The following is a 19,138-nucleotide window of genomic DNA, read 5'->3' on the forward strand; positions in this document are numbered from 1 at the left end:
AAAAACAAAAAAGACCGAACAGAGTCGGCCTTTTTATCAGTCATATCGAAGCATTACTGCACGTTACGTACGTCGACGCGCAGCTCTTTAGGCACTTCAAAAACAATATTCTCTTCACGGCCAATCAGCTCAATCGCCGCTTCGCCACCCAGCTCACGTAACCGCTGGATCACCTGCTGCACCAGAATATCGGGGGCTGAAGCACCTGCGGTAACGCCGATGCAGGCCACGCCTTTTACCCACTCTTCCTGTATATCATCGGCAGAGTCGATCAGCTTTGCCAGTTTACCGGCACGCTGTGCCAGCTCGGCCAGACGGTTAGAGTTCGAAGAGTTTTTCGAACCGACCACCAGCACCACTTCCGCATCTTTCGCCAGCGTACGAACGGCTTCCTGACGGTTGGTGGTGGCGTAGCAGATATCATCTTTACGCGGCCCGATGATCGCCGGGAAACGCTGACGCAGGGCATCAATGATGTCTGAAGTGTCATCCACAGAAAGCGTGGTCTGCGTCATGAAGCTCAGATTGTTTTCGTCTTTGACGGTCAGTCTGAAGACATCTTCCGGCGACTCCACCAGATACATGCCACCATTGGGGTTGTTGTATTGCCCCATGGTGCCTTCAACTTCCGGATGACCCGCGTGACCAATCAGAATCGCTTCCACGCCTTTACGGCTGGCGCGTGCGACTTCCATATGAACTTTGGTGACCAGCGGACAGGTAGCATCGAACAGCATGGTCAGATTGCGCGCTTTAGCTTCGGCACGCACCGCCTGTGAAACCCCGTGCGCGGAGAAGATCAGAATGGCGTTATCCGGCACTTCGCTGATCTCTTCAATAAAGATGGCACCGCGCTCACGCAGGCTGTTCACCACGTAACGGTTATGCACCACTTCGTGACGGACATAGATGGGCGCGCCATACATCTCCAGCGCGCGCTCAACAATACTGATGGCGCGATCAACGCCAGCGCAGAAGCCGCGCGGATTAGCTAACAGGATTTGCATCGTTCGTCTCCAGTGCCGGATCGATTTCCAGCACTTCTACATCAAACTGAATACGGCGACCCGCCAGCGGATGGTTGAAATCGACGGTGATAGAATCACCGGAGACTTCGCGGATCACGCCTGGCATTTCACTGCCGCCCATGCCGCTGAACAGCATGATGGCACCCACTTCCGGTTCGCCTGCATCAATAAAGTCCCGACGCGAGAAATACTGGATCAGGTCAGGGCTGACGCCACCAAAGGCATCTTCCGGTTCCAGAGTAAACTGTTTAGTCTGACCCGCTTTCAGCCCCAGCAATGCCTGCTCAAGCGCTGCAGAGAGGCTGCCATCACCGAGACGGAACAGCGCGGGCTTGCCGTTTGCACGGGTCGATTCCGCCGTCGAGCCATCTTCCAGCTTCAGCGTAAAATGCACCAACACCGCGCTTTCGCGCTGCACGAACTCAGTCATCACTTACCCTTTCTGTTTAGCCTGTTTGCCGTTCGGGCTGAAAAAGCCCTCCAGCACCACCAGTGCAGCCCCAATACAGATGCCGCAGTCAGCGATATTAAATGTAGCGAAGTGCCAGTTACCGACATAAAAATCGATAAAATCGACCACAAAGCCATGGTATGAGCGATCAAACAAATTGCCGATCGCGCCGCCAATGATCAGAGCATAGGCGATATTGGCCATCTTCTGACTGGCATGATTGCGATACATCATCACCACCAGTGAGATCACGATAGCCAGCGCGATTCCCGCAAAGAACCAGCGCTGCCAGCCCCCTTTGTCCGCCAGGAAACTGAACGCCGCGCCATAGTTGTGCGCATAGAACAGGTTCAGGTAGGGCATCAGCGGCTGGGTTTCATGCAGCATCATGTTGTTCATCACCCACTGCTTACTGGCGAAATCGACAACAATCACCACCAGCACCAGCCACAGCCAGCGCAATCCGGTTGATAAAATAGGTTTACGCATCAGGCAAATTCACGCTGTTCGCCGTCACCGGCTACGTTAGTGTAACAACGACCACAGACCTCAGCATGCTCAGGATTCTGTCCGACGTCGGTAGTGTAATGCCAGCAGCGCTGACATTTCTCGCCTTCCGCCTTGTGCAGCGCGATTTTCAGACCTTTCAGCAGTTCACTCTGCTGCGCTTCATCGTTCGCCAGCGCGTAATCCGCCACCTGTGCGCCAGAAGTCAGCAGCACAAAACGCAGCTCATTACCCAGCGCATGCAGTTTAGCGGCCAGCTCCGGATCGGCATACAGCGTGACCGTTGCTTCCAGTGCACCACCGATACGTTTATCCGCACGTGCCTGCTCGATCACCTTGTTCACTTCGCCACGCACTTTCAGCAGCTCGGCCCAGTAGGCATCATTCAGCGCTTCATCTTCCGCCAGGCCAAACAGACCCTGATACCACTCTTCGGTGAAGACATACTGCGCACGTTCGCCTGGCAGGTAGCCCCAGATCTCATCCGCTGTAAAGGACATGATCGGTGCCATCCAGCGCACCAGCGCTTCGACGATGTGCCACAGCGCGGTCTGGCAGCTGCGACGCGCCAGGCCATCACCTTTCGCGGTGTACTGACGATCCTTGATAATATCGAGATAGAAGCTGCCCATCTCAATCGAACAGAACTGCATCAGACGCTGGATCACTTCATGGAAATCGTAGTTCTCGTATGAGGCAACGATATCAGCCTGTGCCGCCTGTGCGCGACCCACTGCCCAGCGATCGACCACGACCATCTCTTCCGGTTTCACCAGATCGGTGACCGGGTTGAAGCCGCTAAGGTTAGCCAGCAAGAAACGCGCGGTGTTACGGATACGACGATAGGCATCGGCAGAGCGCTTGAGGATCTCATCGGAGACCGCCATTTCACCCGAGTAGTCGGTTGAGGCCACCCACAGACGCAGAATATCGGCGCCCAGTTTGTTCATCACATCCTGCGGCGCGACCGTGTTGCCGATTGATTTCGACATTTTACGGCCCTGACCATCCACGGTGAAACCGTGCGTCAGTACCTGACGATAAGGCGCTTGGCCCTTCATTGCCGTGGAGATCATCAGCGAGGACATAAACCAGCCGCGATGCTGATCGGATCCTTCCAGATAGAGGTCTGGCGCATGTCCGCCAAATTCCGGACGCGCATCCACTACAGAATAGCTGGTTGAGCCGGAGTCAAACCAGACATCCAGCGTATCCGGCACTTTAACGTAGTGATCGGCGTCGTCGCCCATCAGTTCACGCGGGTCAAGATCCCACCAGGCCTGAATACCCTCCTGCTCAACACGCTGCGCCACTTTCTCCATCAGCGCCAGCGTGTCAGGGTGCAGCTCTTCGCTCTCTTTGTGAACGAACAGCGCCATCGGTACGCCCCAGGTACGCTGACGAGAGATACACCAGTCAGGACGGTTCGCCACCATCGATTCGATACGCGCCTGGCCCCAGTCCGGGATCCACTGCACGCCTTTGATCTCTTTCAGCGACTGCGCACGCAATCCTTTCTGATCCATGCTGATGAACCACTGCGGCGTGGCGCGGAAGATGATCGGCGTTTTATGGCGCCAGCAGTGCGGGTAGCTGTGCAGCAGTTTCTCAACGTGCAGCAGCGCGCCTTTCTCTTTCAGCAGTTCAACGATCATGTCGTTGGCTTTAAAGACATTGACCCCATCCAGCGTCGGATACGTGCCTGGCAGATAGGCGCCATCCGGTCCTACCGGATTCGCGGTTTCGATGCCATATTTCTGGCCAATAACATAGTCATCCGGGCCGTGGCCTGGCGCGGTGTGAACGGCACCGGTACCCGCGTCCAGGGTCACGTGCTCGCCCAGTACGACCAGCGACTCAAGCGCCAGGAACGGATGCTGGAACTTCTGCAGCTCCAGCGCAGCGCCCTGACATTCGCCCAGCACCTGCCATTCGCTGACACCGGCGCGCTTCATGACGCTTTCCACCAGCTCTTTCGCCAGGATCAGGGCGCGGCCGTCGATCTGGATCAGCTGGTATTCAAATTCAGGATGCAGGGAGATCGCGCGGTTAGCCGGTAATGTCCACGGCGTCGTGGTCCAGATAACCAGTGAGATCGGGCCATTAACCTGGGATACGCCAAACGCCCCACGCACTGCGTCGGTATCGACGGCATTAAACATCACATCAATCGACGGAGAGGTTTTGTCGTAATATTCCACTTCCGCTTCTGCCAGGGCAGAACGGCAATCCAGGCACCAGTGCACCGGCTTCGCGCCTTTGTGCAGATGGCCATTACCGATGATTTTACCCAGCGCACGAATGATGTTGGCTTCGGTACCGAAATCCATGGTCAGGTAAGGACGATCCCAGTCGCCCAGCACGCCCAGACGGATAAAGTCCGCTTTCTGGCCTTCAACCTGTTCAGCAGCATATTTGCGGCATGCGGCACGAAATTCCGCGGCGGTGACTTTCTCGCCTGGCTTGCCGATCATCTGCTCAACTTTGTGTTCGATTGGCAGACCGTGGCAGTCCCAGCCGGGCACATACGGCGAGTCATAACCCGCCATGCCTTTCGACTTAACGATAATGTCTTTCAGAATCTTGTTAACGGAGTGACCAATATGAATGCTGCCGTTCGCATAAGGAGGGCCATCATGCAGGATAAAGGTTTTTTTCCCTTTTTTGGCTTCGCGGATGATGCCGTACAGGTTGTCGGCATACCAGCGTTGCAACATTCCCGGTTCGCGTTTGGCCAGATCGCCACGCATCGGGAATCCCGTTTCCGGCAAATTCAGGGTAGATTTATAGTCACTCATCAGATTCTCGATTCCGTTTTTCGCTCAGGTTAAAGCAGCCCAAAGAACTGCCGGGCCGTTACCACATCGTTCGCAATTTGTTCTTTCAACGCCTCCAGTGAGGCAAAGCGCTGCTCGTTTCGTATTTTCTGTTTCAGCACCACATCAATGTGACGACCATAGAGATCGATATTGATGTCGAGCAGGTGAACTTCAAGCTGCTGGCGTAAACCTTTTACGGTCGGACGGGTGCCGATATTAGCAACACCCGGCAGTGGCTCGGGCGTCAGACCCTGTACCTCCACGGCATACACTCCTTTCACCGGCGTGACGCTGCGGCGTAAAGGGAGGTTCGCAGTCGGGAAACCCAGCGTGCGTCCCAGTGCATCACCGTGCACGACGCGGCCGGAAATAGTGAAGGGATGACCTAACAGCGACTGCGCCAGCGCTAAATCATCCGCAGCCAGCGCCTGACGCACGGCAGTGCTGCTGATTCGCTTACCACCGTCACAGAAGGTTTCGGTGCTGACGACCTCAAAGCCATACTCCACACCGGCTTTCTGTAATAACAGGAAATCCCCCTGGCGACCAGCGCCGAAGCGGAAATCATCACCTACCGCAAGGTACTTTACATCCAGCTTGTCGACTAACAGGTCACTGATAAAGCGCTGTGCAGACAAGGCCGCAAAGCGACGATCAAACCGCACGCACAATACTTTATCCACACCCGCTTCCGCCATATAGCGCAGTTTTTCACGCAGGCGTGTCAGGCGCGCCGGGGCTTTATCACCGGCAAACAGCTCCAGCGGCTGTGGCTCAAATACCATCACCACGACGGGCAGATGACGCTTACGTCCCTCTTCACACAGTCGCGACAGCAGCGCCTGATGCCCGCGATGTACACCATCGAAATTACCAATGGTCAGAACGCAGCCGCGATGCTGCTCGTTAAGATTATGAATACCGCGGATAAACTTCATGGCTGGCCCAAACCGGTGGAAATCGGCGGATTATACCCTTGAAAGCGGCTCAGGTTAACCCGTCTGCACGCCTTTCATGCTTTAGCGGCTGCATTTCCTGTTGCAGATGTGCATGTTAAGAATTTTGTCGCTAAATACTGTATTCAGTGAGGGGAAGCTGGTAGAATCTTGCGCCATCAAATACGTAATCGAGTGCCGTTCTTAGAGCGACGCTTATTTGCACAAATCCATTGACAAAATCAGGTTAGAAGGGCATAGTCCTCGGCCTTTGATTTGTCTCTATAGAACACATTTGGGAGTTGGACCTTGGCTAATATCAAATCAGCTAAGAAACGCGCCGTAACATCTGAGAAACGCCGTAAGCATAACGCTAGCCGCCGCTCAATGATGCGTACCTTCGTTAAGAAAGTATACGCGGCGATCGCTTCAGGCGACAAAGCTGCTGCGCAGAACGCATTCAATGAAATGCAACCACTTGTGGATCGTCAGGCCGCTAAAGGTCTGATCCACAAAAACAAAGCTGCACGTTATAAATCTAACCTGACTGCACAGATCAACAAACTGGCTTAATCGCCGCTTGTTAATCGCTTTGTTGAAAAAGCCGGCTTACGCCGGTTTTTTTTCGTCTGTACTCTGGCGGGGAAAGAGTCCGCTGAAGTCTGCGTGACAGAGACGCTGCACCGCCGGATGCTGAATCATCCGCTCGGCAAAGATAATATGGTACTCCTCTGACACGGTATCAAGCCGACCGACCTCTGTAACCGCATCACGCTGCCCGCTATCCTGCTCATCCAGCACTGGCGCGACAAATATGGCATTCTTACGCGCACCAAACGCCTTCATCAGTGCCGCATCATCAAACTCCCCCAGAATCTCCACCTGCAGCCCCTGAGTCGTAATCCAGTTGAGGATTTTCCGGCCGAGCATTGAGCGGCGTCCTGGAATCAGCAGCGGACGCGCTTCCAGGCAGGCAGGAAAAGTGAGACCGGTGAGCGGCAGAGCAGACCAGAAACTGACCGGGCACTCCCCCAGCTTCACCGAAAACAGCCCTTCCTGTTGAGTAGGGTCGATGGAGCAGTCAGAGATAATCATATCCAGCTTATGCTGACTGAGCTGCTCCAGCAGCATTTCGTGGGTCGACTCAAAACAGCGCAGATGCGTCTTCTCCTCTGCAACCACCGCCGTTTCCAGCACCTTACTGACCAGCTGCTTAGAGAGCGCATCGGCGACTCCGACATCCAGCAACAGGTGGGACTCCTTGCGGTAGTTCACGATATCCAGCATCTCCTGACCCAGCATAAACATGCGGTCAGCATAGCGGAACACCAGTTGCCCCAGTTCAGTCGGCACCAGTCCCCGGCCCTGACGACGGAACAGCTTGCCCTGCAGGCGCTCCTCAAGCGTCTTAATCTGCCCGGTAATGGTCTGGGGAGTCAGAGAGAGTACCTCTGCTGCCGCTGTCACAGAGCCGCTTTTACAAATCTGCCAGAAGTAATAGAGATGGTTAAAATTGAGCTGATTCATCGAAAAAAAAGGAGGCTTTCGCCTCCTCTCCATTAACGCAGTTTAATCCGCAGCAGGGTATAGCCAATAACCGCTGACAGCACAGAACCCGTCAGGATCCCCAGTTTAGAGAAGGTCACAAGCTGCTCATGTGCCGAATCGAAGGCGAGCGAACTGATGAAAATAGACATCGTAAAACCGATGCCGCACAGCACGCCAATCGCCATGATATCGCGGATGGTGGTGCCGTGAGGTAATACCGCCAGCCGCAGTTTGACAGCCAGCCAGCAGAACAGGGTAATGCCCAAAGGTTTACCGATTAACAGGCCGAGGATGATGCCAGACGGCTCCGGTGAAAAGACATCACTCAGCGTAATACCGGTCAGTGAAATACCGGCGTTCGCGAAGGCAAACAGCGGCAGAATAAGCCAGTTCACCCACGGCATCAGACCGTGCGCCAGATGTTCTGCGGGCGAATGCCCTTCTCTCTTTTCCAGCGGTATGAAGAAGCCCACAATGACGCCCGCCAGCGTGGCATGGACGCCAGACTTCAGCACGGCGGTCCAGAGCACGATCCCAACCAGCATATAGACCGAGATTTTACGGACATTAAAGTAATTGAGCAGTGCCAGCACAACAATCGCCCCTGCCGCAACGCCCAGGGAGAGCATTGAGAGGCCACTGGTGTAGAACAGGGCGATAATAACGATAGCCCCGAGATCATCAATAATCGCCAGCGCCATCAGGAAAACTTTCAGTGCTGCAGGAACACGGCTGCCAAGCAGGGCGAGGACACCCAGAGCAAACGCGATATCGGTCGCCGTAGGGATAGCCCAGCCGTTGCGTGCTATCTCATCACCATGGTTGAAGCCGAGGAAAACAAGCGCGGGCAGTGCCATACCGCCTAATGCCGCAATGACGGGAAAGATCGCCTTGTCACGGCTTGCGAGTTCGCCGACTATCAGCTCACGCTTCACTTCCAGACCAATCAGCAGGAAAAACAGCGCCATCAGCGCATCATTGATCCATAACAGCAGATTTTTACTGATATCCAGTGCACCGAAGCGGATTTGAACGGGTTCATTGAGAAACGCCTGATAGCCGTGAGCGGTTTCGGCAGAGTTGGCGAGAATCATGGCCGCCACAGCTGCCATGATTAACACCATGCCATTACTGGCGTCACTTTCAATGAAGCTTTTAAGCAGGTTTTTGAGACTACGAGGCTTATTCAACGTTTATCTTCCTGATCAGCGATAGAAAGATAAAGAGTGTAGCGGCTCATATAGTTCGTTAAAAGCAGCTTATGCCTCGCCTTTCCTTCGGTTTAACCGAATTAAGGGCGAAAAGCCGGTTGATGCTAATAACAGATGGCGTATAGCATACAGCAAAAAAAACGGAGCCCGCGGCTCCGTTTTTTAGTCTGATACGGTTTAGCGTGTCAGATCGTCAAAGAATTTCTTCACACCGTCGAAGAAGCTCTTTGAGCGTGGGCTGTTATGCTCGCCGCTTGGGCCGCCAAAACTCTCTTCCAGTTCACGCAACAGCGTTTTCTGTTTTTCGTTCAGGCTGACCGGTGTCTCCACCACAACACGGCACAGCAGATCGCCGACCGCGCCGCCACGGACAGATTTGACGCCACGTCCGCGCATGCGGAACAGCTTGCCGGTCTGGGTTTCTGACGGCACTTTCAGCTTCACGCGACCATCCAGTGTCGGTACTTCAATCTCACCGCCCAGCGCCGCCATTGCAAAGTTGATCGGCACTTCACAGTAAAGGTTGTTCTCTTCACGTTCGAAGATCGGGTGCTTCTTCACCGAGACCTGAACGTAGAGATCGCCCGCTGGTGCGCCCTGCTCGCCCGCTTCACCTTCGCCACTCAGACGGATGCGATCGCCGGTGTCGACCCCTGCCGGGATTTTCACTGACAGCGTTTTCGACTTCTCAACGCGGCCGTGGCCATGACAGGCGTTGCACGGATCTTTAATCACCGAGCCACGACCATGACAGGTCGGACAGGCCTGCTGAACAGTGAAGAAGCCCTGGCGCATCTGCACCTGGCCTGCACCGTGACAGGTTGAACAGGTTTGTGGCTGGGTGCCCGCTTTCGCGCCACTGCCGTGGCAGACATCACACTCTTCCAGCGTTGGAATGCGGATCTCTTTGGTCACGCCGCGTACCGCTTCTTCCAGCGACAGCTCCATGTTGTAGCGTAAATCGGCGCCACGGGATGCGCGCTGACGGCGTCCACCACCAAAGATGTCACCGAACACGTCGCCAAAGATATCGCTGAAGTCTGCACCGCCACCACCAAAGCCGCCGCCGCCGAATCCACCGCCACCCATGCCGCCCTGTTCAAAGGCTGCATGACCATACTGATCGTAAGCCGCACGCTTCTGCGCATCGGTCAGGATTTCGTACGCTTCCTTGACCTCTTTGAATTTAGCTTCGGCTTCTTTATCACCTGGATTGCGGTCCGGGTGAAATTTCATTGCCAGGCGTTTGTAAGCCTTTTTGATTTCACGCTCGTCCGCGGATTTGGCGACGCCTAAAATCTCGTAGTAATCACTCTTCGCCATGTTTATTTAGCCCTTAACATGATCGCACGGGCGTGGAGAGATCTCCTACGCCCGTGCTGGTTTCAACGGCTGTCAGGCCAACCGTCGCGCCCGGTCAGGGGCAATTATTTCTTGTTGTCTTTCACTTCTTCGAATTCAGCATCGACAACGTCGTCATCTTTCTTCGCTGACGCGTCACCGGCATCTGCTGCACCCGCCTGAGACTGCTGTGCTGCTTCCATCAGTTTGCCAGACACTTCCATCAGCGCCTGCATTTTGGCGTCGATTTCCGCTTTGTCTTCGCCTTTCAGCGCAGTTTCCAGCGCGGCCAGTGCGGCTTCGATTGGCGCTTTGTCATCAGCTGACAGTTTGTCGCCTGCTTCTTCCAGCTGCTTACGCGTGCTGTGGGCAATCTGGTCACCCTGGTTACGCGTCTGAACCAGCTCTTCAAACTTACGGTCAGATTCAGCATTCGCTTCCGCATCACGCACCATTTTCTGGATCTCATCATCGCTCAGACCTGAAGAGGCTTTGATGGTGATTTTCTGCTCTTTACCGCTGTTCTTGTCTTTCGCTGATACGTGCAGGATACCGTCGGCATCGATGTCGAAGGTCACTTCGATCTGCGGCATACCGCGTGGCGCATTCTGGATACCGTCGAGGTTGAACTGGCCCAGTGACTTGTTGTCATTGGCACGCTTACGCTCACCCTGCAGCACGTGAATGGTCACGGCTGACTGGTTATCTTCAGCCGTCGAGAAGACCTGGCTGTGCTTGGTTGGGATGGTGGTGTTCTTGCTGATCAGCGAGGTCATCACGCCACCCATCGTTTCGATACCCAGTGACAGCGGGGTAACGTCCAGCAGCAGCACGTCTTTCACGTCGCCACCCAGTACACCACCCTGAACCGCAGCACCCACAGCAACCGCTTCGTCCGGGTTCACGTCTTTACGTGGCTCTTTACCGAAGAACTCAGTCACTTTGGCCTGAACCAGTGGCATACGTGTCTGACCACCGACCAGGATAACGTCGTTGATGTCTGAAACAGACAGGCCGGCATCCTGCAGCGCAACTTTCAGAGGCGCGATTGAGCGTGCAACCAGATCTTCAACCAGTGATTCCAGTTTAGAACGGGTCACTTTGATGTTCAGGTGCTTAGGACCGGTCGCATCTGCCGTGATGTATGGCAGGTTAACGTCGGTCTGCTGTGCAGAAGAAAGCTCGATTTTTGCTTTCTCTGCGGCTTCTTTCAGACGCTGCATCGCCAGTGGATCGTTGTGCAGATCGATACCCTGGTCTTTTTTGAATTCAGCAACCAGATAGTTAATCAGGCGGCTATCGAAGTCTTCACCACCCAGGTGGGTATCACCGTTGGTCGCCAGAACTTCAAAGGTTTTTTCGCCGTCAACTTCGTCGATCTCGATGATTGAGATATCGAAGGTACCGCCACCCAGGTCATAAACCGCGATGGTGCGGTTGCCCTGGCCTTTATCCAGACCGTATGCCAGTGCTGCAGCAGTCGGTTCGTTAATGATACGTTTGACTTCCAGACCTGCGATACGGCCGGCATCTTTGGTCGCCTGACGCTGCGCATCGTTGAAGTAGGCCGGTACGGTAATAACCGCTTCAGTCACTGGCTCACCGAGGTAATCTTCGGCGGTCTTTTTCATTTTCTTCAGCACTTCAGCAGAGATCTGCGGAGGTGCCATTCTCTGACCTTTTACTTCCAGCCATGCGTCGCCGTTGTCAGCGCCGGTGATTTTGTACGGCATGATTTTAATGTCACGCTGTACTTCTTCGTCCTGGAAGCGACGACCGATCAGACGCTTAATTGCGAACAGGGTATTCTGCGGGTTGGTCACTGCCTGACGTTTAGCCGGTTGACCGACCAGAATTTCGCCATCCTGTGTATACGCAATAATTGAAGGCGTGGTGCGATCGCCCTCGGCATTTTCCAGCACGCGTGCTTTGGTGCCATCCATGATCGCAACACAAGAGTTGGTTGTACCCAGGTCAATACCAATAATCTTACCCATCTAAACATCTCCCACTTAAATTCGTTGCCAATTTGGGTTGTGAACCTTTTATGTGGGCGAGTTGTTTGCATTCAACCTGCCAGCACATGCTTTTTTTCCAACGTTCACAACGCTCGATGACAAGTAAATGGGGCCGCTTCGATGCGCATCAAGGGTTAAACCAAAAAAAATTTTTTATCGCTGGCCCTGCCGGGATCAAAGAACGCTGACACAACGCTGAATATGATGCGTCCCCTTGCTCCTCCCGGGGAGCAGGATGGAATCCGTTTATGTAATCAACACTCTTTCACTGCCGAGGAATTATGGCGAATTCAACGCTGGCTAACCCTGCCCCGCTGGGATTGATGGGTTTTGGCATGACAACCATTTTGCTGAACCTGCACAACACGGGCCTGTTTGCCCTGGATGTCGCAATTTTAGCGATGGGGATTTTTTATGGCGGGATCGCGCAGGTGCTGGCCGGTCTGCTGGAGTTTAAGAAGAACAATACCTTTGGGCTGACGGCTTTTACCTCATACGGCATGTTCTGGTTAAGCTTCGTGGCGATCCTGCTGTTACCGCAAATGGGTCTGGCAAACGCGCCTGATGAACGCTTCCTGGGTGTCTGGCTGGCACTGTGGGGCATCTTCACGCTGTTCATGTTTATCGGCACACTAAAAGGTACGCGGATGCTGCAGTTTGTTTTCGGCTCGCTTACGCTGCTGTTTCTGCTGCTGGCCGTGGCTCATCTCATGCACCTGCCTGCGCTGGTGGTCTCTGCGGGCTGGGTCGGGATCATCTGTGGTGCCATCGCCTGCTATCTGGCGATGGGCGAGGTGCTGAATGAAACCTTTGGCCGCACCCTTTTGCCGATTGGCGCAAAAATACGTTAAGCATATTTTCAGCCATAAAAAAACGCGGAGCCTGGCTCCGCGTTCTTACTTTACAACGAATTAATCCCCTGATTCAGTCCCGGCTCGTGGCTGACATCACGCCGCAGCCAGATCCCTGTCAGCAATCCCACCAGCGCCAGCGCCATCACATACCAGCACGGTGCCATCACGGAGACATTCATCAGCAGCGACACCAGGATCGGTGTCAGGCCGCCAAAGATCGCGTAGGAAAGATTGTAGGAGAATGAGAGTCCGGTAAAACGCACCTCTGCCGGAAAGGCACGCACCATCACAAACGGCACCACGCCGACGATACCGACGCTGAGCCCCGCCACGCCATAGAGCAGGAAGAGCTGCTGCGGATAGAGGGCGCTCAGGTGATAAAACTGCCAGCTACAGATCGCCAGCAGCAGGCTGCCGACACACAGGGTACGACTGGCACCAAAACGATCCGCAGCGAGTCCGGCAATAATGCAGCCAACGCAGAGCATCACGGTGGCAATGCTGTTAGCCTGCAGAGTCAGTGCGGGCGCGATGCCCTGCTGCTTCTGCAGCCAGACCGGCGACATCAGGATCACCACGACGATGCAGGCGGAGAGCAGCCAGGTCAGCAGCATGGAGATCACAATCGACTTTTTATGCTCCGCCAGCACGGTTTTCAGCGGCAGGGTTTCAGCCAGCGCTTTACGCTGCTGCATCTCAATGAAGACCGGTGTTTCATGCAGCCAGCGGCGCAGGAACATCGCGAGCAACCCAAATACGCCGCCCAGGAAGAATGGAATGCGCCAGCCGCCGTCATGAATGGCCTGCTGCGACATCGAGGTATTGATCAGTGTCGCCACCAGCGACCCCAGTAAAATGCCGATGGTCAGCCCGGCCGTCAAAGTGCCACAGGCGATGCCGATACGTTTATAAGGCACGTGTTCAGCGACAAACACCCACGCGCCGGGTACCTCTCCGCCAATCGCCGCGCCCTGTAACATTCGCATCAGCAACATCAGCAGTGGCGCTGCAATCCCAATCGTCTGCCAGGTGGGTAAAGCGCCCATCATTAAGGTTGGCAGCGCCATCAGCAGAATACTCAGGCTGAACATCTTCTTGCGCCCGAGTTTATCGCCAAAATGCGCCATCACAATGCCGCCCAGCGGACGTGCCAGATAGCCTGCGGCAAAAATGGCAAACGTCTGCAGCTGTCGCAGCCACTCCGGAATATCTGCGGGGAAGAAGAGTTCGCCAATCACCGTGGCGAAGAAGACAAAAATGATGAAGTCGTAGAATTCCAGCGCGCCGCCGAGCGCGGCCAGCGCCAGGGTTTTGTAATCCTTACCGGTCAGACGCTGTGTGTGAGTCAGATTCATAATATTCCAGAGGCAAAGAGAGAACGTTGTAAAGATAGCCTTACTATACCGTCAATCTTTTGCCACACCAGCCAGGCTGTAGCTTATGCCTGAAATGGGGAATATTTAGTTATTTATCTCACGTATCGCGCTTTTAGGGCGAAATGCTGCTACGACCTCGCGATGCGTTTCGACATAAGGCCCGTCCAGCAGCTGTAAACAATAGGGTACGGAAGCAAAAATGCCGTGCACTTTTACGTTGCCCTGCTCATCCTTCAGCCCTTCCAGCGTCTCTTTGATCGACTTCGGCTGACCCGGAAGGTTGAGGATCAGCGACTGTTTGCGGATTACCCCAACCTGACGCGACAGAATCGCGGTCGGCACAAACTGCAGGCTGATCTGGCGCATCTGCTCACCAAAACCCGGCATTTCCCGATCGGCAACGGCTAAGGTGGCATCCGGCGTCACATCGCGCCGGGCCGGACCTGTGCCGCCAGTGGTTAATACCAGGTGGCAAAAGCGTTCATCGACCAGCTCGCAGATCGCGTGCTCAATCATCGGCTGCTCGTCAGGCACCAGGCGGGACTCAATCTCAAACGGGCTGCTGAGTGCGCGACTCAGCCAGCTCTCCAGCGCGGGAATCCCCTCATCCTGATAGATGCCGTTCGCGGCGCGATCGGAGACCGAGATCAGGCCAATGCGTAATGTATTCATGATTAGCTTCGCTGTGATTTACCGCGGTGCGGTGGAGTAAAAGGGGAATAGCAGAGAGGATAATATAAAGTGAAAGGGTCGGAAAAGGGAAAACCGTGGCAGCCTGCGCCGCCACGGTCAGCCGGTTACAGCAGTTCTGCCAGCATCTTCTCAAGTTTGCCCTGATCAACGGCAAAGTTGCGGATACCTTCTGCCAGCTTCGCAACGGCCATAGGATCCTGGTTGTGCTGCCACAGGAACTCAGACTCGGTCATGCGGGCCGGACGCGCTTTCACTTCGCCGCTGTAGCTCAGTTTACGCTCCAGGGTGCCTTCGCTCTCTGCCAGCTCTTTCAGCAGCGCAGGAGAAATGGTCAGACGGTCACAGCCAGCCAGCTCGATGATTTCGCCGACGTTACGGAAGCTCGCGCCCATCACCACGGTTTCATAGCCGTGCTGCTTGTAGTAGTTGTAGATTTCAGAAACTGAAACCACGCCTGGATCTTCGTGCGCGGCATACTCTTTCTTATCGGTGTTCGCTTTATACCAGTCGAGGATACGGCCAACAAACGGAGAGATCAGGAACACGCCCGCTTCGGCACAGGCACGCGCCTGAGCAAAGGAGAACAGCAGAGTCAGGTTACAGTTGATACCCTCTTTTTCCAGCTGCTCTGCAGCACGGATGCCCTGCCAGGTAGACGCCAGTTTGATCAGGATGCGGTCATTGCTGATACCAGCATCATTGTAGAGTTTGATCAGGCTGCGGGCTTTCGCGATGCTGCCTTCTGTGTCGTAAGAGAGACGCGCATCGACTTCAGTCGAGATGCGGCCTGGGATCAGTTTCAGAATTTCCAGACCAATGTTAACGGCCAGCTTGTCAGAAACCAGCTGCAGCTGCTCTTCTTTGTTGCTGCTCTGCTCACGCGCCCAGCTAATCGCTTCATCGATCAGTTTACGGTATTCAGGGATTTGTGCGGCGTTGAGAATCAGAGAAGGGTTGGTGGTGGCGTCTTGTGGCTGATACAGCTTCATGGCTGCAATGTCACCGGTGTCGGCGACTACGGTAGTAAGCTGACGCAGGGAGGTAAGTTTGTCCGTCATGTTCTTTTCTCTTAGTTAACTGTCAGTGTGAAAAAAGCTGTTGCGATAATATCACGCGTCAACGGTGGCGCAAGGTCAGGGAATGCCGTTTACGATAGCGCGAACAAATAGGAGTGATTCGTCATTCTTTGCGGCTTTTTTGGTACACTGCGAAGCCTGATAAGCCGCCAATGCCCTGTTAAACCAGGCATTAACCGAGGAAGCAACTATGTTGATGGTGATCTCTCCCGCCAAGACGCTGGATTATGAAAGCCCGCTGGCGACAACGCGTTTCACCCAGCCTGCGCTGTTAGAAAAGTCACAACAGCTGATTGAGATTGCGCGCGATCTGTCACCCGCCAGCATCGCCTCGTTAATGGGCATCAGTGACAAACTGGCGCACCTCAATGCCGATCGCTTTAACAGCTGGCACCCCGACTTCTCACCTCAGAATGCCCGTCAGGCTATCCTGGCGTTTAAAGGTGATGTCTATACCGGTTTGCAGGCCGGGACCTTCAGCGAACAGGATTTCGATTTTGCTCAGCAGCATCTGCGCATGTTGTCGGGCCTGTATGGCGTGCTCCGTCCGCTCGATCTCATGCAGCCTTACCGGCTGGAGATGGGCATTCGTCTGGCGAATCCGGCGGGTAAAGATCTCTACACCTTCTGGGGCGATCTCATCACTGAAACATTGAATGCCGCACTGGCAGAACAGGGTGATGAGGTGCTGATCAACCTCGCGTCAGACGAATATTTCAGGGCGGTTAAGCCGAAGAAACTGCAGGCACAGCTGATTAAGCCGGTGTTCCTTGATGAGAAGAATGGCAGCTATAAAGTCATTAGCTTCTATGCCAAAAAGGCGCGTGGATTGATGAGTCGCTATGTGATTCAGCAGCGTCTGACAACGCCGGAACAGCTTAAGGCGTTTGATGTGGATGGCTATCGTTTTGATGCGATCAGCAGCAGCGAGAGCGAGCTGGTCTTTAAGCGCGCGGAGCAGTAACAAGCGCGCGGAGCAGTAACAAGCGCGCGGAGCAGTAACGCCCACGCACTCTACCTGCCATAAACAGGCTTCCCGCAACCGGGAAGCCTTTCACCGCATTACTTCAGCAGGAACGCCCGCAGCGAGGCGAAGTCACCTTTCATCTGATGCGACAGCAGCGGCAGATCGGCGCGCTCTGCTAACTCCGGCGGCAGCGTCAGGGTCTGCTCAAGAATCGCTTCCACGCTTTCGCGGAATTTCGCCGGATGCGCAGTGCCGAGGAACAGACCGTATTCGCCCTCCTGCAGCTGATCGCGCAGCAGACGCCAGGCGATGGCAGCATGTGGCTCGGAAACGTAGCCAATTTCCGCCAGTTCACGCATGGCAGCGCGCGTGGTCTCATCAGAAACCGCACCACAGGCGAGATCGGTTAAGCGCCAGGTTTTACGGCGGAACAGCTCTTCCACACGCGGCCAGTTGTTAGGCTGGCTGACATCCATGGCGTTCGACAGCGTAGAGACCGTCTGGTTAGGCTGCCACTCGCCGTTGCCGAGGAAGCGCGGCACCGTATCGTTAGCATTCGTGGCAGCGATAAAGCGTTTGATGGGCAGGCCCAGTGATTTCGCCAGCAGACCGGCCGTCAAATCACCAAAGTTGCCGCTCGGCACAGAGACCACCAGCTGATTGCGTTTTTCCTGTGGCAGCTGTGCGACCGCCTCAAAGTAGTAGCAAATCTGCGCCAGCAGGCGGCTGATGTTGATGGAGTTAGCCGAGTTCAGGCCAATCGCCCGCTTCAGCGCTTCATCATCGAACGCCTGTTTGACCAGCGACTGGCAGGCATCAAAGTCGCCGTCGATAGCGATGGTTTCAATGTTGCCGCCCAGCGTACAGAAGAGTTTCTCCTGCAGCGGACTGATTTTGCCCTGCGGATAGAGGATCACCACACGCACGTTCTTCATGCCGTAGAACGCGTGCGCCACAGCCGCACCGGTATCACCAGAGGTGGCGGTCAGAATCGTGATCTGCTCATCAGAGCCTGAAACATACGACAGCATCTGCGCCATAAAACGGCCGCCGAAATCTTTAAATGCCAGCGTCGGGCCGTGAAACAGCTCCAGACAGGCGATATCTTCGCTAACGGCTTTCACCGGGGCCGGGAAGGCAAAAGCGGCTTTAACACGCTCCTGCAGCTGCTGGGCCGGAATCTCGTCACCAATGAAAGCCGAGAGGATTTTGCTGCTGCGGCTGACAAAATCCATCTCCAGCATCGCGTCGATGTCGGTCAGTTCAAACTCTGGCAGTTCCAGCGGAAAGAACAGACCCTGCTGCGACCCCAGACCCTGTTTCACCGCCTGGGCGAAGCTGACCTGCTCGTTGTGATCCTTAAGATTGTAGAGTTTCATGCGTTATCCCAATTGTCGTGCGCCAGCCGTGTCGAGACGGCAGATATGGACGAAGCCTTCATCATTCTGCAGATAGTGCTGGCTCAGCCAGTCAGCCATCCGCTGTGCCGTTTCCATCTGATTGCAAACGGCGAAAAGTGTCGGACCAGAGCCTGAGATACCGCACGCCAGTGCGCCAATATCTTTCGCGGCCTGTCGCGCCTCGGCGAAGCCAGGCAGCAGTCGGGTCCGGTAAGGTTCTGCAATCACATCCTGCATCAGTTTAGCTGCCAGCTGCGGCTGACGCGTATGACAGGCGTGAATGAAGCCGGCCAGCAAACGGCCATGTTTGATACAGTCCTCTTTGCGGTATTGTGCCGGTAAAATAGCGCGCGCTTCTGCGGTTGAAACTTTGATGCCCGGATAGGCCATCACCCACAGCCAGTCGTCAAAGCCCGGCACCGCCTGGCTGATGATCTCATTTTCCTGCAGCATCAGCTGAATGCCACCGAGGAAGCAGGGAGCGACATTATCATAATGCACGCTGCCGGAGATCCGCCCTTCCAGCTCGCCCATCAGCGTCAGCAATGTGCTGTCGCTGAGTGGCTTGCCGCAGAATTCGTTCATCGCCATTAAACCGGCCACTACCGAGCAGGCGCTGGAACCCAGACCGGAGCCGATGGGCATATTCTTCTCCAGAGTCATCGCCACCGGGATCGCTTTGCCCACCGTCTCGCAGAAAAGCTGCCAGCACTGATAGACAATATTCTCTTTCGGATCGGCGGGCAGCTTGCTGACAAAACGTCCGGCGTTGGTCAGAGAAAACTGCTCAGCTGCTTCCACAGAGACACAGTCACCCAGCAGGGAGCCATCGACCGGCGACACCGCCGCGCCCAGCACATCGAAGCCGACGCTGACGTTGCCAATCGAGGCCGGTGCGTAAATTTTTACCATGA

General features: G+C 55.0%; 17 protein-coding genes. 3 read left to right on the forward strand and 14 right to left on the reverse strand.

Annotation, left to right across the window (positions count from 1 at the left end; translation table 11 throughout):
* Window positions 1-53 precede the first annotated feature (53 nt).
* From ispH to ribF, 5 genes are read right to left on the reverse strand one after another with little or no spacing between them, the layout of a single operon-like run.
* Entirely contained in the window at window positions 54-1,007 is a 954-nt protein-coding gene (gene ispH, locus EE896_RS16175; protein WP_003854823.1) for a 4-hydroxy-3-methylbut-2-enyl diphosphate reductase, read from the reverse strand.
* The gene (gene fkpB, locus EE896_RS16180) at window positions 988-1,458 is read right to left on the reverse strand and encodes an FKBP-type peptidyl-prolyl cis-trans isomerase (protein ID WP_003854824.1); all 471 of its coding nucleotides are present in this window, start codon (window positions 1,456-1,458) and stop codon (window positions 988-990) included. The genes ispH and fkpB overlap by 20 nt, the downstream gene beginning before the upstream one ends.
* 3 nt (window positions 1,459-1,461) lie before the next feature.
* The gene (gene lspA / locus EE896_RS16185; protein WP_003854827.1) at window positions 1,462-1,968 is read right to left on the reverse strand and encodes a signal peptidase II; all 507 of its coding nucleotides are present in this window, start codon (window positions 1,966-1,968) and stop codon (window positions 1,462-1,464) included.
* A complete protein-coding gene (gene ileS, locus EE896_RS16190; RefSeq protein ID WP_039658805.1) occupies window positions 1,968-4,784 on the reverse strand; it encodes an isoleucine--tRNA ligase in 2,817 nt (938 codons plus the stop codon). Before ileS ends, lspA begins: the two co-directional genes overlap by 1 nt.
* A gap of 29 nt (window positions 4,785-4,813) precedes the next feature.
* The gene (gene ribF, locus EE896_RS16195; RefSeq protein ID WP_033763252.1) at window positions 4,814-5,743 is read right to left on the reverse strand and encodes a bifunctional riboflavin kinase/FAD synthetase; all 930 of its coding nucleotides are present in this window, start codon (window positions 5,741-5,743) and stop codon (window positions 4,814-4,816) included.
* 306 nt (window positions 5,744-6,049) lie between these two features.
* Here ribF and rpsT point away from each other — a divergent pair, with 306 nt between their 5' ends.
* Entirely contained in the window at window positions 6,050-6,313 is a 264-nt protein-coding gene (rpsT, locus tag EE896_RS16200; protein ID WP_008925553.1) for a 30S ribosomal protein S20, read from the forward strand.
* Window positions 6,314-6,349: 36 nt separating this feature from the next.
* Here rpsT and nhaR read toward each other — a convergent pair whose 3' ends face one another.
* The 4 genes from nhaR to dnaK form a co-directional block, all read right to left on the reverse strand.
* Window positions 6,350-7,267: a transcriptional activator NhaR gene (nhaR, locus tag EE896_RS16205; RefSeq protein WP_140916181.1), complete on the reverse strand. Its 918-nt coding sequence runs from the start codon at window positions 7,265-7,267 to the stop codon at window positions 6,350-6,352.
* A gap of 32 nt (window positions 7,268-7,299) precedes the next feature.
* Window positions 7,300-8,478: a Na+/H+ antiporter NhaA gene (gene nhaA, locus EE896_RS16210; RefSeq protein WP_003854833.1), complete on the reverse strand. Its 1,179-nt coding sequence runs from the start codon at window positions 8,476-8,478 to the stop codon at window positions 7,300-7,302.
* Window positions 8,479-8,676: 198 nt separating this feature from the next.
* Window positions 8,677-9,822, reverse strand: a complete 1,146-nt coding sequence (gene dnaJ, locus EE896_RS16215) for a molecular chaperone DnaJ (protein ID WP_003854835.1) — start codon at window positions 9,820-9,822, stop codon at window positions 8,677-8,679.
* 104 nt (window positions 9,823-9,926) lie between these two features.
* A complete protein-coding gene (dnaK, locus tag EE896_RS16220) occupies window positions 9,927-11,837 on the reverse strand; it encodes a molecular chaperone DnaK (protein WP_003854836.1) in 1,911 nt (636 codons plus the stop codon).
* Between the two features lie 302 nt (window positions 11,838-12,139).
* Between dnaK and satP the strand changes: the two genes are divergently transcribed.
* Complete coding sequence (gene satP / locus EE896_RS16225; RefSeq protein WP_140916180.1) at window positions 12,140-12,709, forward strand: acetate uptake transporter; 570 nt, start codon at window positions 12,140-12,142, stop codon at window positions 12,707-12,709.
* Window positions 12,710-12,759: 50 nt separating this feature from the next.
* Here the strand turns inward: satP and EE896_RS16230 are convergent, their stop codons facing one another.
* The 3 genes from EE896_RS16230 to tal form a co-directional block, all read right to left on the reverse strand.
* Window positions 12,760-14,067 carry an MFS transporter gene (locus tag EE896_RS16230; protein WP_140916179.1) on the reverse strand — a complete coding sequence of 436 codons (1,308 nt, stop codon included), beginning with the start codon at window positions 14,065-14,067 and terminating at the stop codon, window positions 12,760-12,762.
* Window positions 14,068-14,172: 105 nt separating this feature from the next.
* Window positions 14,173-14,760, reverse strand: a complete 588-nt coding sequence (gene mog / locus EE896_RS16235) for a molybdopterin adenylyltransferase (protein ID WP_078804758.1) — start codon at window positions 14,758-14,760, stop codon at window positions 14,173-14,175.
* A gap of 125 nt (window positions 14,761-14,885) precedes the next feature.
* The gene (gene tal / locus EE896_RS16240; protein WP_003854842.1) at window positions 14,886-15,839 is read right to left on the reverse strand and encodes a transaldolase; all 954 of its coding nucleotides are present in this window, start codon (window positions 15,837-15,839) and stop codon (window positions 14,886-14,888) included.
* A gap of 208 nt (window positions 15,840-16,047) precedes the next feature.
* On the opposite strand from tal, the gene yaaA reads away from it, so the two are divergent.
* Complete coding sequence (yaaA, locus tag EE896_RS16245) at window positions 16,048-16,821, forward strand: peroxide stress protein YaaA (RefSeq protein ID WP_140916178.1); 774 nt, start codon at window positions 16,048-16,050, stop codon at window positions 16,819-16,821.
* A gap of 98 nt (window positions 16,822-16,919) precedes the next feature.
* Here yaaA and thrC read toward each other — a convergent pair whose 3' ends face one another.
* Together thrC and thrB are read right to left on the reverse strand one after the other, a co-directional pair.
* The gene (thrC, locus tag EE896_RS16250; RefSeq protein ID WP_039658812.1) at window positions 16,920-18,203 is read right to left on the reverse strand and encodes a threonine synthase; all 1,284 of its coding nucleotides are present in this window, start codon (window positions 18,201-18,203) and stop codon (window positions 16,920-16,922) included.
* A 3-nt stretch (window positions 18,204-18,206) separates the two neighbouring features.
* Window positions 18,207-19,136, reverse strand: coding sequence for a homoserine kinase (gene thrB, locus EE896_RS16255; RefSeq protein ID WP_003854848.1), 930 nt, complete (start codon window positions 19,134-19,136; stop codon window positions 18,207-18,209).
* Window positions 19,137-19,138: the final 2 nt, after the last annotated feature.

Source organism: Pantoea eucalypti (assembly GCF_009646115.1).
Lineage (GTDB): Bacteria > Pseudomonadota > Gammaproteobacteria > Enterobacterales > Enterobacteriaceae > Pantoea > Pantoea eucalypti.

Bases quoted from the DNA above. Each gene is read 5' to 3' on its own strand.
- ispH (WP_003854823.1), bottom strand. From the start codon at position 1,007: ATGCAAATCCTGTTAGCTAATCCGCGCGGCTTCTGCGCTGGCGTTGAT.
- fkpB (WP_003854824.1), bottom strand. From the start codon at position 1,458: ATGACTGAGTTCGTGCAGCGCGAAAGCGCGGTGTTGGTGCATTTTACG.
- lspA (WP_003854827.1), bottom strand. From the start codon at position 1,968: ATGCGTAAACCTATTTTATCAACCGGATTGCGCTGGCTGTGGCTGGTG.
- ileS (WP_039658805.1), bottom strand. From the start codon at position 4,784: ATGAGTGACTATAAATCTACCCTGAATTTGCCGGAAACGGGATTCCCG.
- ribF (WP_033763252.1), bottom strand. From the start codon at position 5,743: ATGAAGTTTATCCGCGGTATTCATAATCTTAACGAGCAGCATCGCGGC.
- nhaR (WP_140916181.1), bottom strand. From the start codon at position 7,267: ATGAATCAGCTCAATTTTAACCATCTCTATTACTTCTGGCAGATTTGT.
- dnaJ (WP_003854835.1), bottom strand. From the start codon at position 9,822: ATGGCGAAGAGTGATTACTACGAGATTTTAGGCGTCGCCAAATCCGCG.
- dnaK (WP_003854836.1), bottom strand. From the start codon at position 11,837: ATGGGTAAGATTATTGGTATTGACCTGGGTACAACCAACTCTTGTGTT.
- satP (WP_140916180.1), top strand. From the start codon at position 12,140: ATGGCGAATTCAACGCTGGCTAACCCTGCCCCGCTGGGATTGATGGGT.
- EE896_RS16230 (WP_140916179.1), bottom strand. From the start codon at position 14,067: ATGAATCTGACTCACACACAGCGTCTGACCGGTAAGGATTACAAAACC.
- mog (WP_078804758.1), bottom strand. From the start codon at position 14,760: ATGAATACATTACGCATTGGCCTGATCTCGGTCTCCGATCGCGCCGCG.
- tal (WP_003854842.1), bottom strand. From the start codon at position 15,839: ATGACGGACAAACTTACCTCCCTGCGTCAGCTTACTACCGTAGTCGCC.
- yaaA (WP_140916178.1), top strand. From the start codon at position 16,048: ATGTTGATGGTGATCTCTCCCGCCAAGACGCTGGATTATGAAAGCCCG.
- thrC (WP_039658812.1), bottom strand. From the start codon at position 18,203: ATGAAACTCTACAATCTTAAGGATCACAACGAGCAGGTCAGCTTCGCC.
- thrB (WP_003854848.1), bottom strand. From the start codon at position 19,136: ATGGTAAAAATTTACGCACCGGCCTCGATTGGCAACGTCAGCGTCGGC.